Origin of the sequence: Pseudomonas prosekii, from assembly GCF_900105155.1 — a bacterium.
GTDB classification, from domain to species: domain Bacteria; phylum Pseudomonadota; class Gammaproteobacteria; order Pseudomonadales; family Pseudomonadaceae; genus Aquipseudomonas; species Aquipseudomonas prosekii.
This window is the reverse complement of the sequence record NZ_LT629762.1, coordinates 4,007,271-4,022,478: the sequence shown is the minus strand read 5'-3', so window position 1 is coordinate 4,022,478 and position 15,208 is coordinate 4,007,271. Positions and strand designations below refer to the sequence as shown.

13 protein-coding genes and 1 other RNA gene are annotated in these 15,208 nt (G+C 61.1%); all 14 read right to left on the bottom strand.

Annotated elements, in window-relative coordinates:
* The 14 genes from BLU01_RS18400 to rsmI all read right to left on the bottom strand — a co-directional run bounded on the left by BLU01_RS18400 (position 1) and on the right by rsmI (position 15,115).
* Entirely contained in the window at positions 1-960 is a 960-nt protein-coding gene (locus BLU01_RS18400) for a D-alanine--D-alanine ligase (RefSeq protein ID WP_092278212.1), read from the bottom strand.
* Positions 957-2,417 (bottom strand): UDP-N-acetylmuramate--L-alanine ligase, encoded by a 1,461-nt coding sequence (gene murC, locus BLU01_RS18395; RefSeq protein WP_092278210.1) that lies wholly within the window; start codon positions 2,415-2,417, stop codon positions 957-959. The genes BLU01_RS18400 and murC overlap by 4 nt, the downstream gene beginning before the upstream one ends.
* Positions 2,410-3,480, bottom strand: a complete 1,071-nt coding sequence (gene murG, locus BLU01_RS18390) for an undecaprenyldiphospho-muramoylpentapeptide beta-N-acetylglucosaminyltransferase (RefSeq protein WP_092278208.1) — start codon at positions 3,478-3,480, stop codon at positions 2,410-2,412. The genes murC and murG overlap by 8 nt, the downstream gene beginning before the upstream one ends.
* Positions 3,470-4,687 (bottom strand): putative lipid II flippase FtsW, encoded by a 1,218-nt coding sequence (ftsW, locus tag BLU01_RS18385; protein WP_092278206.1) that lies wholly within the window; start codon positions 4,685-4,687, stop codon positions 3,470-3,472. The genes murG and ftsW overlap by 11 nt, the downstream gene beginning before the upstream one ends.
* Positions 4,684-6,030, bottom strand: a complete 1,347-nt coding sequence (gene murD / locus BLU01_RS18380) for a UDP-N-acetylmuramoyl-L-alanine--D-glutamate ligase (RefSeq protein ID WP_092278204.1) — start codon at positions 6,028-6,030, stop codon at positions 4,684-4,686. Before murD ends, ftsW begins: the two co-directional genes overlap by 4 nt.
* 5 nt (positions 6,031-6,035) lie before the next feature.
* On the bottom strand, positions 6,036-7,118 hold the full coding sequence (gene mraY / locus BLU01_RS18375) for a phospho-N-acetylmuramoyl-pentapeptide-transferase (RefSeq protein WP_092278202.1): 1,083 nt from the start codon (positions 7,116-7,118) through the stop codon (positions 6,036-6,038).
* The gene (locus tag BLU01_RS18370) at positions 7,118-8,485 is read right to left on the bottom strand and encodes a UDP-N-acetylmuramoyl-tripeptide--D-alanyl-D-alanine ligase (protein ID WP_092278200.1); all 1,368 of its coding nucleotides are present in this window, start codon (positions 8,483-8,485) and stop codon (positions 7,118-7,120) included. Before BLU01_RS18370 ends, mraY begins: the two co-directional genes overlap by 1 nt.
* Positions 8,478-9,941 carry a UDP-N-acetylmuramoyl-L-alanyl-D-glutamate--2,6-diaminopimelate ligase gene (locus tag BLU01_RS18365; protein WP_092278197.1) on the bottom strand — a complete coding sequence of 488 codons (1,464 nt, stop codon included), beginning with the start codon at positions 9,939-9,941 and terminating at the stop codon, positions 8,478-8,480. Before BLU01_RS18365 ends, BLU01_RS18370 begins: the two co-directional genes overlap by 8 nt.
* Positions 9,941-11,680 (bottom strand): peptidoglycan D,D-transpeptidase FtsI family protein, encoded by a 1,740-nt coding sequence (locus BLU01_RS18360; RefSeq protein ID WP_178076543.1) that lies wholly within the window; start codon positions 11,678-11,680, stop codon positions 9,941-9,943. Before BLU01_RS18360 ends, BLU01_RS18365 begins: the two co-directional genes overlap by 1 nt.
* On the bottom strand, positions 11,680-11,973 hold the full coding sequence (gene ftsL, locus BLU01_RS18355; protein ID WP_092278193.1) for a cell division protein FtsL: 294 nt from the start codon (positions 11,971-11,973) through the stop codon (positions 11,680-11,682). Before ftsL ends, BLU01_RS18360 begins: the two co-directional genes overlap by 1 nt.
* Positions 11,970-12,917 (bottom strand): 16S rRNA (cytosine(1402)-N(4))-methyltransferase RsmH, encoded by a 948-nt coding sequence (gene rsmH, locus BLU01_RS18350; protein ID WP_167370437.1) that lies wholly within the window; start codon positions 12,915-12,917, stop codon positions 11,970-11,972. The genes ftsL and rsmH overlap by 4 nt, the downstream gene beginning before the upstream one ends.
* Positions 12,914-13,369 (bottom strand): division/cell wall cluster transcriptional repressor MraZ, encoded by a 456-nt coding sequence (mraZ, locus tag BLU01_RS18345; RefSeq protein ID WP_092278191.1) that lies wholly within the window; start codon positions 13,367-13,369, stop codon positions 12,914-12,916. Before mraZ ends, rsmH begins: the two co-directional genes overlap by 4 nt.
* Before the next feature lie 409 nt (positions 13,370-13,778).
* Positions 13,779-14,133, bottom strand: an RNA gene (gene rnpB / locus BLU01_RS18340) — RNase P RNA component class A.
* A 76-nt stretch (positions 14,134-14,209) separates the two neighbouring features.
* The gene (rsmI, locus tag BLU01_RS18335) at positions 14,210-15,115 is read right to left on the bottom strand and encodes a 16S rRNA (cytidine(1402)-2'-O)-methyltransferase (RefSeq protein WP_167370436.1); all 906 of its coding nucleotides are present in this window, start codon (positions 15,113-15,115) and stop codon (positions 14,210-14,212) included.
* Between the last annotated feature and the right edge of the window lie 93 nt (positions 15,116-15,208).

Below are 15,208 nucleotides of genomic sequence, written 5' to 3'. Positions count from 1 at the left end.
TTACCCTCGCGGCTCTTCAATGCTGGCGGCCAGAATCGCCAAAACCAGTTGCTGGAAATCCAGACCGGCAGCACGGGCCGCCATCGGCACCAGGCTGTGATCGGTCATGCCCGGCGCGGTGTTGACTTCGAGAAACCAGAACTGCCCTTCGGCGTCCTGCATCACGTCTGCCCTGCCCCAACCGGCAATACCCAGCGCCTCACAGGCTTTGGCCGTGAGGTCGATCAATTCCTGCTCTTTGTGGCTGTCGAGGCCGCACGGGATCCGGTACTGCGTATCGGCAGCCACGTACTTGGCGTCGTAGTCGTAGAAACTGTGCGTCGTGCCCAGGGCAATCGGAGGCAACACCTGGTCACGCAGGGTGGCGATGGTGAACTCCGGACCTTGAATCCATTGCTCGACCAACACTTGCGAATCGTAGGTAGCGGCCGCTTTCCACGCGTCGATCAACTCCGACGCAGAACTCACTTTGGCCATACCGATACTTGAACCTTCATGGGCCGGTTTGACGATCAAAGGGAAGCCCAGTTCCGTCGCCGCAGAAATACAATCGGCCTCGCAGCTAAGTACCGCATGGCGCGGCGTCGGAATGCCGAGGCTGTGCCAGACCTGCTTGGTGCGCAGCTTGTCCATCGCCAATGCGGACGCGAGGATGCCGCTGCCGGTGTAGGGAATTCCCAGGCATTCGAGCAGGCCCTGCATGCTGCCGTCTTCACCGCCACGACCGTGGAGAATGATGAAGGCGCGATCGATTTTTTCGTTGAGCAAACGCTGCAGCAGGTCATCGCCGACGTCGAGGCCGAACGCGTCCACGCCAGCGCTTTGCAGTGCTTCAAGCACCGCGTTGCCGGACTTCAGCGAAACCTCACGCTCGGCACTTTTGCCGCCGAACAGCACGGCGACGCGGCCGAAGTCTTTCGGCGCGATCGTGGAGGCGAGGTTGGCGTAAGCAGCAGTCATTTCAACTTCCCCACAGTCGGCGCGGCAACCGCACCGGCGAACAACGGACTGGCGAGCAATTTCGGCGCAAGGCCACCGATGTCTCCAGCGCCCTGGCACAGCAGGATGTCGCCGGCACGCAGCAGCGGTTTCACCAGTGGCGCGAGGTCGACACCGCGCTCGATGTAGATCGGGTCCAGCTGACCACGCTGACGGATGCTGTTACACAATTTGCGGCTGTCGGCGCCCGGGATCGGCTCTTCGCCCGCCGGATAGACTTCCATCAGCAGCAGGACGTTGGCATCGGCCAGGACATTGACGAAATCGTCGTACAGGTCGCGTGTGCGGCTGTAACGGTGCGGCTGGTAAACCATCACCAGACGACGCTCCGGCCAGCCACCTCGTACGGCTTTGATCACTGCCGCCACTTCGGTCGGGTGGTGACCGTAGTCGTCGACCAACATCACGTTGCCGCCGTCGACCGGCAGCTCGCCGTAGACCTGGAAGCGTCGGCCGACACCCTGGAACCCGGACAGGCCCTGGACGATGGCTTCATCGCTGACGCCTTCGTCGGAAGCGATGCAGATGGTCGCCAGCGCATTCAATACGTTGTGGTTGCCCGGCATGTTGACCGAAACGTCCAGCGGCTCGCGCTCCGGGCGCAGCACGGTGAAGAAGGTCTGCATGCCTTGCTGGCGCACATTGATTGCGCGCACATCGCAGTCATCGCCGAAGCCGTAAGTCACGGTTGGGCGTTTGACCAACGGGAGGATTTCACGCACCACCGGATCATCGAGGCAGACCACCGCCAACCCGTAGAACGGCAGGTTGTGCAGGAACTCGACGAAGGTTTTCTTCAGTTTGTTGAAGTCGCCGTCGTAGGTCGCCATGTGGTCGGCGTCGATGTTGGTAACCACGGCCACCAATGGCTGCAAGTGCAGGAAACTGGCGTCGCTTTCATCGGCTTCGGCGATCAGATAACGGCTGGTGCCGAGCTGGGCATTGGTGCCAGCAGCATTCAGACGACCACCGATGACGAACGTCGGGTCGAGGCCGCCGGCGGCGAACACCGAAGCGATCAGGCTGGTGGTAGTAGTTTTGCCATGCGTACCGGCGACGGCGATGCCGTGGCGATAGCGCATCAGCTCGGCGAGCATTTCGGCACGCGGCACCACCGGGATCCGGCGTTCCAGGGCGGTGGCGACTTCCGGGTTGGAAGTGTTCACGGCACTCGAAGTGACCAGCACATCGGCGTTGGCGGCGTTCTCGGCACGGTGGCCGATATAAATGTGCGCGCCGAACGATTCGAGACGTTCAGTCACTGGCGATGCTTTGAGGTCGGAACCGGACACTTCATAGCCCAGGTTCAACAACACTTCGGCGATGCCGCACATACCCACGCCGCCGATACCGACGAAGTGGATTTTACGGATGCGGCGCATTTCCGGGTGCGGCATGGCTTTCTGATTCTCAACCATGGGCCACCTCCAGGCAGGTGTCGACAACGTTACGGGTAGCATCAGGTTTCGCCAGACGGCGGGCCGCGTTGGCCATGTCATTGAGTCGTTGCGGTTGCATCAGGACCTCTGTCAGGCGTGCGGCAAGATCTGCGGCGCCAGTCGTTCTTTGTGGCATCAGGAAGGCTGCGCCTTCACGGGCCAAATATTCGGCGTTGCGGGTCTGGTGATCGTCAATCGCGTGGGGCAAAGGCACCAGCATCGAGGGCAGACCGGCGGCGGCCAGTTCACTGATGGTCAACGCGCCTGCACGGCACACCACCAGGTCGGCCCAGCCATAGGCTTGGGCCATGTCTTTGATGAATGGCTGCACTTGCGCCTCGACGCCAGCCTCGCGATAGCGCTGCGCAGTCACTTCATCGTGGTTTCTGCCGGCCTGATGAAACACTTCCGGACGCAGGTCGGCGGCGACTTGCGACAGGGCTTCAGGCAGCAACTTGTTCAACGGTTCTGCGCCCAGGCTTCCGCCGAGGATCAGCAAACGCGCCTTGCGACCGGCCAGGGCTGGTCGCGGTGTTTCGAGGAACAGCTCGGTGCGCACCGGATTACCGGTGGTCCGACGGCTGTTCGACAGGGTAAAGGTGTCGGGGAACGCTTCACAGACTCGGGCGGCCAACGGCATCAGCAACCGATTGGCGGTACCGGCGACGGCGTTCTGCTCGTGAACGATGACCGGCACGCCAGACAGTTTCGCCGCGACGCCGCCGGGGCCGGTCACATAACCACCGAAGCCGACCACGCACACCGGCCGCAGCCGACGAATGATCGCCCGCGCCTGCCAGATCGATTTGAGCAACATCAATGGCGCCTTGAGCAGCGACAGTTTGCCTTTGCCGCGCAAGCCGCTGGCATTGATCCGATGCAGTTCCAGACCGGCCGCCGGGACCAGGTCATTTTCGATGCCGCGCGGCGTGCCGAGCCAGTGCACGGTGTAGCCGCGCGCCTGGAATTCCCGCGCGCAGGCCAGCGCCGGGAACACGTGCCCGCCAGTGCCGCCGGCCATGATCAAAACGTTAGCGCCCATGGGTCGGCTCCTCGGCAAAGTCGCTCTCATGGAACTCCATCTCTTCGCTGCCCAAGTGGGTTCGACTCTCCCACTCGATGCGCAGCAACAAGCCGAGACAGGCACAGCAGATCACCAACGAACTGCCGCCGTAACTGAGGAACGGCAAGGTCAAGCCTTTGGTCGGCAGCAGGCCGACGTTCACGCCGATGTTGATCAGGAACTGACCAATCCACAGGAACGACAAACCGTAAGCCACGTAAGCGGCGAAAAACTGCTTTGCTTTCTCTGCCCACAAACCGATGTACATACCGCGAATACACACGAACACGAACAGCGCGACGGTGCACAACGAACCCACCGCGCCGAGCTCTTCGGCCAGTACCGAGAACACGAAGTCGGTGTGCGCTTCCGGCAGATAAAACTGTTTCTGCACGCTGTTGCCCAGGCCCACGCCCAGCCATTCACCGCGACCGAACGCGATCAGGGCTTGCGACAACTGATAACCGGCGCCGAACTGGTCGGCCCACGGGTCGGCGAAGTTGGTCAGACGCGCCATTCGATAGGGCTGCACTTGAATCAGCAACACCACCGCGCCAACCGCCAATACCACCATCAGCGAGAACCGGAACAGCCCGACCCCGCCAAGGAAAAGCATCGCTGCCGCTGCGCCCATCATTACGACGGTGGCACCGAAATCCGGCTCCATCAGCAACAGACCGGCCATTGGCAGCAGCACGATGAACGGCTTGAAGAAGCCCATCCAGCTCTCGCGCACTTCTTTCTGCCGACGGACCAGATAACCGGCGAGGTAAATCACCACGAACACCTTGGCGATTTCGGATGGCTGCACGTTAAAGAAGCTGAAGCCGATCCAGCGCATCGAGCCGTTCACTTCCCGGCCAATGCCCGGGATGATCACCATCACCAGCAAGCCGAACGCGCCGAGCAGCATCAGCCAGCCGAGGCGTTGCCACGTGGCGATCGGAATCATCATGGTGACGATGCAGGCACCGAGGCCCAGAACGATGTAGATCAAGTGACGGGTCATGTAATACAGCGCGCTGCCCGACTGCACGGCGGCCACTTCGGTGGAAGCCGAGGCAATCATCACCAGGCCGAGGCCGATCAACGCAAGGCAACCAACGAGCATCGGGAAGTCGAGGTCGATACCGCGCCCGGTAATGATCGGCGACGGATACGGTTTGATGATATTGCGCAGGCTCATGCCAATTCCTCCACAGCGCGGACGAACTGGTGACCACGGTCTTCATAATTCTTGAACATGTCGAAACTGGCGCAGGCCGGCGACAACAGCACCGCATCGCCGGGTTCGGCGATGGCGCGGCATTGGGCGACAGCTTCGTCCAGCGAGTTGACGCGAATCAGCGGCACGCCGTCGCCGATGGCCTGGCCGATCAAGCCGGAGTCGCGGCCCATCAGCACCACGGCGCGGCAGTTGGCCGCCACCGGATCACGCAGATCCTTGAATTCGGCGCCCTTGCCGTCGCCACCGGCGATCAGTACGAGCTTGCCGTCGATGTCCGCACCCAAACCTTCGATGGCAGCCAGTGCGGCGCCAACGTTGGTGGCTTTGGAATCGTTGTAATAGCTCACGCCATTCAGGTCGCGGACCCACTGGCAGCGATGCTCAAGCCCGGCGAAGGTGCGCAGGCTGGCGAGCATGGCGTCGAACGGCAGGCCGACCGCATGCCCCAGCGCCAGTGCCGCGAGGGCATTGGACTGGTTATGCGCGCCGCGGATTTTCAATTCGCGTACCGGCATCAGGTTCTGGAATTCGAAGGCCAGGTACTTCTCGCCGTCTTCTTCGCGGATGCCGAATGCCTTGAAATCAGGTTTGCTCAAACCGAAGGTCCAGCACGGCTGGCCCTCGCCCATCAACGGACGGCTCAAGGCGTCCTGACGGTTGACCACAAACTGCTTGGCGCCACGGAAGATCCGGTGCTTGGCCAAGTGATAGGCCGGCAGGCCGCTGTAGCGGTCCATGTGGTCTTCGCTGACGTTAAGCACGGTCGCCACTTCAGCGCCGAGGTGGTCAGTGGTTTCGAGCTGGAAGCTCGACAGTTCCATGACGTACAACTCGACGTCGTCGCTGAGCAAGTCCAGCGCCGGCACCCCGAGGTTGCCGCCGACCGCGACACGTTTGCCCGCCGCCGCTGCCATCTCGCCAACCAGCGTGGTGACGGTGCTTTTGGCGTTGGAGCCGCTGATCGCAACAATCGGCGCTTTCGCGTTACGCGCGAACAGCTCGATGTCGCCGGACAATTTCACGCCACGGGCGGCAGCAGCCTGCAGCGCTGGAGTCGCCAGCGCCAGGCCGGGGCTCACGTAGAGCTCGTCGGCACGGCAGAGGAATTCGACGTCGAGCTCGCCACAACGCACTTCCACGTGCGGATAGTCACGCTTGAGCGTGGCCAGTTCCGGTGGATTTTCCCGCGTGTCGGCGACGGCAAACGACGTGCCCCGGTTCGCCAGGAAGCGAACCAGGGACATGCCGCTCTTGCCGAGGCCGACAACGATGCGGAAGTGGTCAGAAGCGATCAGAGACACTCGTTCTACCTCAGCTTCAGGGTGGCAAGGCCAACCAGTACGAGAATCACGGTGATGATCCAGAAACGCACGATCACGCGCGGCTCGGGCCAGCCCTTGAGTTCAAAGTGGTGGTGTATCGGCGCCATGCGGAACACGCGGCGCCCGGTCAATTTGAAGGAGGCCACCTGGATGACCACCGACAGGGTTTCCATCACGAACACGCCGCCCATGATGAACAGGACGATTTCCTGCCGCACGATCACGGCGATGGTGCCCAGCGCGGCGCCGAGCGCCAGTGCGCCGACGTCGCCCATGAACACTTGCGCCGGATAGGTGTTGAACCAGAGGAAGCCCAGGCCCGCGCCGATCAATGCGCCGCAGAACACGATCAATTCACCGGCGCCGGGCACGTAAGGAATCAGCAGGTATTCAGCGAACTTCACGTTACCCGACAGGTAGCAGAAGATCCCCAGGCCACCACCGACCATCACGGTCGGCATGATCGCCAGGCCGTCGAGGCCGTCAGTCAGGTTGACCGCATTGCTCGAGCCGACAATCACGAAATAGGTCAGGACCACAAAACCGATGCCCAACGGGATGCTGTGATCCTTGAGCATTGGCAGGATCAGCGTGGTTTCCACAGCGCTCGGGGCGGTCATATAAAGGAAGATCGCCGCGCCGAGGCCAAACACCGATTGCCAGAAATACTTCCAGCGGCTCGGCAAACCCTTGGAGTTCTTCTCGATGACTTTGCGATAGTCGTCGACCCAGCCGATGGCGCCGAACAGCAAGGTCACCAGCAACACGGTCCAGACGTAACGGTTGCTCAGGTCAGCCCACAACAAAGTGCTGATGCCGATAGACGACAGGATCAGCGCGCCGCCCATGGTCGGGGTGCCGGATTTGGACAGGTGCGATTGCGGACCATCGTTGCGCACGGACTGGCCGATCTGCCGGTTCTGCAGAGTGCGGATCATCCACGGGCCGTAGCACAGCGACAAAACCAGCGCGGTCAGCACACCGAAGATCCCGCGCAGGGTCAGGTACTGAAAGACCGCGAAGCCTTTGTAGAACTGTTGCAGATACTCCGCTAGCAGCAGCAGCATTAATGATTCTCCAGACTGGACCCGCACAAAGCGGCGACGATGTTTTCCATCGCAGCGCTGCGCGAGCCCTTGATCAAAATGGTGGTGTTTGGGTCTTGCTCGGCGCCGAGGGCCTCGATCAGCTCAGCCTGAGTGCTGAAGTGACGAGCCTGCGGGCCGAATGCGTTCACGGCGTGAGCCATCATTGGCCCGACTGCGTAAAGCGCGGAAACCTTGCCACGGGCATATTCGCCCACGTCACGGTGCCCCTGCTCCGCCCAGTCGCCCAACTCGCCGATATCCCCGAGCACCAGGACGGTGCGGCCGGAAAAGCCGGCGAGTATATCAACGGCGGCGCACATTGAGGTGGGGTTCGCGTTGTAAGTGTCGTCAATCACGCGCATGCCGTTGGTGGCCAGTTGCGCCACGGTGCGGCCCTTGACCGGCTGCACCGCGCCAAGTCCGGTGGCGATGCCAAACAGCGACACACCCAAGGCGTGCGCGGCAGCGGCGGCGGCCATGGCGTTGACAACGTTATGCACGCCGAGCAGGTTCAGTTGCACGCGTTCCACGCCTTCAGGGCTGTGCAGATTGAAGGACGGGCAACCGCGCGCATCGCGGTCCAGCTCGCTGCCATAAAAGTCGGCACTTGGGTTGTTCAGTGCGAAGGTCAGCACTTGGCGTTCGCCAGCACGGGCCTTCCAGATGCCGAAAGCCTTGTCATCGAGATTGAGCACGGCGACGCCATCGGCATCCAGCCCTTCGATAATCTCGCCTTTGGCTTCGACGATTTTTTCCGGCCCGCCGAACTCGCCAACGTGGGCGGTTCCGGCGTTATTGAGGATGGCCACGTGGGGCTTGGTCATGGCCACGGTGTAGGCAATTTCGCCAAGGCGCGAGGCACCGAGTTCGATGACTGCGGCGGTATGTTCCGGCGCGAGTTCGAGCAAGGTCAGCGGCACGCCGAGGTCGTTGTTCAGGTTGCCACGGGTCGCGTGCACCGGACCGCGCGTGCGCAGGATGCTCGCGAGCATTTCCTTGACCGTGGTTTTGCCGCTGGAACCGGTGACTGCCGCGACCGGATTGCTGAAAGCGGCACGGTTCAGCGCGCCCAATTGGCCGAGGGCCTGGCGAGTGTCCGCGACCAGCAATTGCGGCAGCGTGCTGTCGGCGACTTCGCGCTCGACCAATGCCGCCACCGCGCCTTTGCCAGCGACGTCGTTCAGATAGTCATGGCCATCGAAACGTGGACCGGTCAACGCAATAAACAGTTGGCCCGGCTTGATCGCACGGCTGTCGATGCTGACACCGTCGAAACTGGCGTCGGCAGCAATCAGGCGCGCGTTCAGTGCACCGGCCAGTTCACTAAGCTTGAGGGCTTTAAGCATGGGCCACCTCCCACGCGGTCAAGGCATGATCGGCCTCGACCAGATCGGAGAAGGCGTGGCGCTGGCCGTTGATTTCCTGATAGTCCTCGTGACCTTTACCGGCCAGGACAATCACGTCATCGGCCGAGGCGCTGGCGATCAACTGCGCAATCGCCTGACCACGGCCAGCAACAAAGCTGACTTTATCCACGGCGCTGAAACCGGCGCGGATGTCATCGAAGATCACCGAAGGATCTTCAGTGCGCGGGTTGTCGTCGGTGACCAGCACGCCATCGGCCAGACGCTCGACCACTTCGGCCATCAGCGGACGCTTGCCGCGATCGCGATCACCGCCGCAACCAAACAGGCACAGCAACCGACCCTTGGCGTGTGGACGCAGGGCCATCAAGACTTTTTCCAGCGCGTCCGGCGTGTGCGCGTAATCGACCACCACCAGCGGCTGAGTACCGCCGCCCAAACGCTGCATGCGCCCGGCCGGACCTTCGAGTTTTGGCAGAACCTTGAGAATTTCGTCGAGCGCGTAGTCGAGGCCGAGCAAGGCGCCGATCGCCGCGAGGACGTTGCTCAGGTTGAAGCGCCCGAGCAGCGCGCTGCGCAGGTGATGCTGACCTTGCGGGGTGACCAGCGTGGCGCGCACGCCTTCGTCGTCGAACTGCGCTTCACGGCAATAAAGGTAGGCGCTGGAGTTTTCCAGGCTGTAGGTAATCAGGCGCGACTCACGTTTATCAGCGGCGAGTTGCCGACCGAATTCGTCGTCGAGGTTGATCACCCGGCATTTCAAATCGTTCCAGGCAAACAGTTTGGCCTTGGCTTCGCCGTAGGCCTGCATGGTGCCGTGGTAATCCAGATGATCGCGCGACAGGTTGGTCATCACCGCCACGTCAAACGCCAATGCGCTGACCCGGCCCTGATCCAGACCGTGGGAAGAAACTTCCATGGCCACGGCTTTGGCCCCGGCCTTCTTTAGGTCGGCGAGGGTCGCTTGCACGGCAATCGGGTTCGGTGTGGTGTGCAGGCCGCTTTCCAGCGCACCGTAGAAACCAGTGCCCAAGGTGCCGACGATGCCGCAATGCTGGCCGAGCAAATCCAGTGCCTGCGCGACCAATTGGGTCACGCTGGTTTTGCCGTTGGTGCCGGTGACGCCCACCAGATTCAGGTGATGGCTCGGCTCGCCATAAAAGCGCCCGGCGATGTCGGACAGCTGCGCCGCCAGACCTTTGACCGGAATCAACGGCACATCGGTGATCGGCAGCACAGTCGCGCCTTCGACTTCATACGCCACCGCCGCCGCGCCGCGTTGCAAGGCATCGGCGATGTGCGCACGGCCGTCGAACTTGCCGCCAGGCACGGCGAGAAACAAATCGCCGGCGCGCACATTGCGGCTATCAAGTGTCAGTTCGCGGATCAACAGATCACGACCGGCATGCGGAAAAATCTTGTTCAGACTAAGAGACATCAGCCGCGCCCTCCATTGGCTTTCAGCGGAACGACCGGTGCAGCGTTGGCTTGTTGGGTTGGCGGCAGATTGTCCGGCGTGATGTTCATCAGGCGCAGAGTCCCGGACATCACTTTGCTGAACACTGGCGCCGAAACCAGACCGCCGAAGTAACCGGCTTTGGTCGGCTCATCGATCACCACGACGATGGCGAAACGCGGATCGCTCATCGGCCCGAAACCGGCGAACAGCGAGCGGTAGGAATTCTCGGCGTAGCCTTTGGTGCCCACGGAAGTCTTGCGCGCGGTACCGGACTTGCCGGCCACGTGATACGCCGGCACCTGCGCACGGAATACGCCGCGCGGGGCCTCGATCACTTGGGTCAACATGCCTTGCATGGTTTTCGCGACGTTTTCCGGCAGCACTTGCGTGGTCTGCGGCGGCTTGTCGGTTTTGATCAATGTCAGCGGCGCGAGGCGACCGTTGTTGGCCAGCGCCGAGAAGGCGTGAACCAGCTGAATCGCCGTCACCGAAATACCGTAGCCGTAGGACAGCGTGGCGGTTTCAGCCTTGCGCCATTCGCGGTAGTTCGGCAGGTTGCCCACGCGCTCGCCAGGGAAGCCGAGGCCGGTGTCCTGGCCGAGGCCGACTTTTTGCGCGAGACGGAAAATCGTTTCGCCGCCGATATCGAAGGCGACTTTACTCATGCCGACGTTACTGGAGTTGATCAGGATGCCGGTCAGATCGAGCACCGGGCCTTCACTTTTCGAAACGTCTTTAATGGTGTATTTGCCGATCTGCAGCGAACCCGGATACACCTCGACGGTGTCGCTCGGCTTCCAGCGCCCGGTTTCCAGAGCGGCGCTCATGGAGATGGCTTTCATGGTCGAACCCGGCTCGAACACGTCGATCATTGCGCGGTTGCGCATCATCGCCGGTTGCAGGTTGCGACGGTTGTTCGGGTTGTAGGTCGGCTGGTTGACCATGGCGAGGATCTCGCCGCTTTTCACGTCCATGATCACCAGGCTGCCGGCCTTGGCGCCGTTCTCGATGATCGCGTTGCGCAGTTCGCGGTTGGCCAGGTATTGCAGGCGCAGGTCAATCGACAACGCCAAGGGCTTGCCGGCCTTGGCGTTTTTGGTGACCTGGACATCCTTGATCAGCCGACCGCGCCGATCCTTGATCACCTGGCGCTTGCCAGGGACCCCGGCCAGCCATTCGTCATATGCCAGCTCGACGCCTTCGCGCCCGTGATCGTCGATGTCGGTGAAGCCGACCATGTGGGCGGTGACTTCGCCGGCAGGGTAGAACCGGCGGAACTCTTCAATGCCGTAGACGCCGGGCACTTTGAGGTCGAGCACCGACTGGCCCTGCTCGGGGGTCAAACCGCGCACCAGATAGATGAATTCTTTATTGGCCTGGGCTTCAAGACGCTCGCTCAGGGCTTTCGGGTCCTGGCCCAGCGCCGCTGCCAGTGCCGGCCACTTCTCTTTGGCCTGCTGCATTTCTTTGGCATTCGCCCACAGCGTGGTGACCGGGGTACTCACGGCCAACGGCTCGCCGTTACGGTCGGTGATCAGACCACGGTGAGCCGGAATCGGAATATGCCGAACACTGCGCGCATCGCCCTGACCTTTGAGGAAGTCACGGTCGACCACTTGCAGGTCGATGATGCGCCAGCCGATCGCTGCCACCATGATCCCGAGCAAGCCCATGACCACGCGGAACCGCCAAGGAAACAGTGCACCTTCGAGTTTCATCATGGCGCCACCATCTGTACTTCGGCGGCGCCGGGAATGCGCATCTTCAGTTGTTCGGTGGCCAGCACTTCGATACGGCTGTGCGCAGTCCAGGTGCTCTGTTCAAGAATCAAACGGCCCCACTCAGCTTGCGCCTTGTCGCGCACACTCAGCTCGTTGTACAGCGAGTTCAAGAGCTGACGGTTCCAGTGCGCGCTATACGACACGCCGATGGCCGACACGAGCACGCCGATGAACAGCAGCATCATGAAAAAGCTGCCGCCAGGCAGTGGCTTGGCGAAAAGCTTGCTCACCGCAACTTCTCCGCAACACGCATGATGGCGCTACGGGAACGTGGGTTGGCTTTGAGTTCGGCCTCGGAGGCGGACTGCGCTTTGCCATGGACTTTGATTTTCGGTTCGAAAGCGACGTGACGCACCGGCAGGTTGCGCGGCAAATTGTCGGCCTCGCCTTTCACCAGTTTGCGCATGAAGAGTTTGACGATGCGGTCTTCCAGCGAGTGAAAGCTGATCACCACCAGACGACCGCCGATTTCCAGGCTTTCGAGCGCGGCTTCGAGGCCGGCTTCCAGATCGCCCAGTTCGTTGTTGACGTGAATGCGCAGGCCCTGGAACGCGCGGGTTGCCGGGTTCTTGCCTTTTTCCCAGGCAGGGTTGGCAACTTTCAGCACTTCGGCCAGATCGGCGGTGCGCTCGAACGGCTTGATATCGCGGCGTTCGGCGACGGCGCGGGCCATACGCCCGGAAAAACGTTCTTCGCCGTATTCCTTGAACACCCGGGCGATTTCTTCCACCGGCGCGGTGTTGACGAATTCGGCAGCGCTGATCCCGCGAGACGGGTCCATGCGCATGTCCAGCGGGCCATCGTTGAGGAAACTGAAGCCGCGCTCCGGGTCGTCGAGTTGTGGCGACGACACGCCGAGGTCGAGCAGCACGCCGCTGACCTGGCCGGCCAGACCGCGTTCGGCAACTTCCGAACCGAGCTCGGCAAAGCTGCGCTGCACAACGACAAAGCGGCCGTCTTCGGCCGCTAGCGTTTGCCCGGTGGCAATCGCTTGAGGATCTTTATCGAATCCGAGCAACCGACCATCGGGACCGAGCTGACTGAGGATCAACCGACTGTGGCCGCCGCGTCCGAACGTGCCGTCCAGATAGCAGCCATCAGGACGTACGGCGAGAGCCTCCACGGCTTCGTCGAGCAGTACGGTGATGTGGTTAAAGCCGCTATCAATAGTCACAGGATCAAATCACGCAGTTCATCAGGCATGGCGCCCGGTTGTTGAATGGCAGCCAAGTCAGCGGCAGAAACCGCATCCCAGGCATCCTCGTCCCACAATTGGAACTTGTTCAGTTGGCCTACCAACATTGCGCGCTTATCCAACTTGGCATATTCGCGCAGACGCGGCGGAACCAGAAAACGACCACTGCCATCGAGCTCGAGGTCGACGGCATTACCAATCAGCAAACGTTGCAGGCGACGGTTTTCTTCGCGAAGCGAAGGCAAGGCGCGCAGTTTGGTTTCAATAATTTCCCACTCATCGAGGGGGTAAACACACAAACATGGATCAACGGCATCAATGGTTACGATCAATTGGCCGGCACTACGCGAAACCAACTCGTCACGGTACCGGCTCGGCATAGCGAGACGGCCCTTTGCATCGAGATTGATAGCGTTAGCTCCGCGAAACACGTCAGCGTTTCTCCAATTTTTATCGTTTTGAGCTCAAAAAACCCACTTCATGCCACTTTCCGCCACTTGCGCACACTATAGGAATGCGCCCACCACACCGTCAAGGCGCGTATTCAAGGAAAAGCCTTACAGAACGGAGATTTAGCGACGTAAAAGGAGGGGTAACGAGAATCTGACGTATGTTTTATCTCAATAACTTGATTCAGCACGGATGGCTGCGCTCGAAAGTTAAAGTGATTTGTTAAGAGTAAGATTTTTTTGGTATTACGAGAGAGGTCTGCTGGTGTTTATGTTCGCGGGGAAAACCGAAGCGACAGCGGAGGTTTTTCAATGACTTGCAGCGAAGGCTAATCGATATCACGAAAGCCCGCTACAAGCACCTGCCCGATGATTCAAGCAGGAAAAAAAAGTGGAGAGTCGATCTGTAAGCCGGGTTCTGTCTTGAACAGTCATTCGTCTACGATGGCCATCACTGGACATCTTTAGCAACCTACCCGGTCCCAGCGCGGGCCACGCCTTGGGACCCTATTTGGTCTTGCTCCAAGTGGGGTTTACCTAAGCCACGAACTGTTGCCAGTCGCGCGGTGCGCTCTTACCGCACCTTTTCACCCTTACCGTCGCCGAAGCGCTTAGGCGGTTATTTTCTGTGGCACTTTCCGTAGGCTCACGCCTCCCAGGCATTACCTGGCACTTCGCCCTATGGAGCCCGGACTTTCCTCCCCCCCCTAATTTTCATAGAGGGCAGCGACTGTCCAATCGACTCTCCGGCGCGAAGGTTAACGGCAGAGCGCCCGAAGAACAAGCGCTAAACGCCTTTGGCAGCGCCTGCGCGTCGGGTTTTCACTCGCCCTTCTGTTTATCCAGTGCGACCTGGTAGAGCACATTCTTGCGCTCACCGGTAATTTGCGCGGCCAGGGCCGCGGCGCGTTTGAGCGGCATTTCTTCGAGCAGCAGATTGAGGATGCGCATCGCTTCGCTGCTCACCGCATCTTCGGTTTCCGGCGCCGACCAACCTGCGACAAGCACCACGCACTCGCCGCGCTGCTGATTGCTGTCGGACTCGACGAACTCGCGCAACTCGGCGAGCGGCAGGCCTTTCAGGGTTTCGAAGGTTTTGGTGATTTCGCGGGCCAGCAGTGCCGGGCGCTCGCCACCGAAAACCAGCTCCATATCTTGCAGGCATTCGAGAATACGGTGCGGCGCTTCATAGAAGATCAGCGTGCGCGGCTCTTCCTTGACCAGCTCCAGACGCGCGCGACGGCCGACCGCCTTGGCCGGCAGGAAACCTTCGAAAATGAAGCGGTCCGACGGCAGCCCCGCCGCCGACAGCGCGGCGATCAACGCGCAGGCGCCCGGCACCGGCACCACGTTGATGCCCGCCGCGCGCGCCTGACGGACCAGGTGATAACCCGGATCGGAGATCAGCGGCGTGCCGGCGTCGGAAATCAGCGCCACATCGTCGCCGGCCAGCAGACGCGTGATAAAGCGACTACCTTCATCCCGTTCGTTGTGTTCATGGCAGGCCGCCAGCGGCGTCGGAATACCGAAATGCTGCATCAGGCGTTGCGAGTGCCGCGTGTCTTCGGCGGCAATCAACGCGACGTCGCGGAGGATTTTCAGCGCGCGGGCACTGATGTCATCCAGGTTGCCGATGGGCGTCGCCACCACATAAAGCGAGCCAGCAGCGGAATTCAAAGCACCTGGAGCAGTCAAAGCGCACACCTCATGATCGGTAAAAGCCGCCATTGTAACGCGTAGTGACGCTGGCGACAGACACCAGCCGACCTCGGTTTTGCGACCCTTCGTGAAGCGCTGCAACATTTACACGAGCTAAATTGA

Coding starts and splice junctions, on each gene's coding strand:
- ftsW (WP_092278206.1), bottom strand. CDS start 4,687: ATGAGCCTGCGCAATATCATCAAACCGTATCCGTCGCCGATCATTACC.
- rsmI (WP_167370436.1), bottom strand. CDS start 15,115: ATGGCGGCTTTTACCGATCATGAGGTGTGCGCTTTGACTGCTCCAGGT.
- mraY (WP_092278202.1), bottom strand. CDS start 7,118: ATGCTGCTGCTGCTAGCGGAGTATCTGCAACAGTTCTACAAAGGCTTC.
- BLU01_RS18370 (WP_092278200.1), bottom strand. CDS start 8,485: ATGCTTAAAGCCCTCAAGCTTAGTGAACTGGCCGGTGCACTGAACGCG.
- BLU01_RS18360 (WP_178076543.1), bottom strand. CDS start 11,680: ATGAAACTCGAAGGTGCACTGTTTCCTTGGCGGTTCCGCGTGGTCATG.
- murG (WP_092278208.1), bottom strand. CDS start 3,480: ATGGGCGCTAACGTTTTGATCATGGCCGGCGGCACTGGCGGGCACGTG.
- BLU01_RS18400 (WP_092278212.1), bottom strand. CDS start 960: ATGACTGCTGCTTACGCCAACCTCGCCTCCACGATCGCGCCGAAAGAC.
- murC (WP_092278210.1), bottom strand. CDS start 2,417: ATGGTTGAGAATCAGAAAGCCATGCCGCACCCGGAAATGCGCCGCATC.
- BLU01_RS18365 (WP_092278197.1), bottom strand. CDS start 9,941: ATGTCTCTTAGTCTGAACAAGATTTTTCCGCATGCCGGTCGTGATCTG.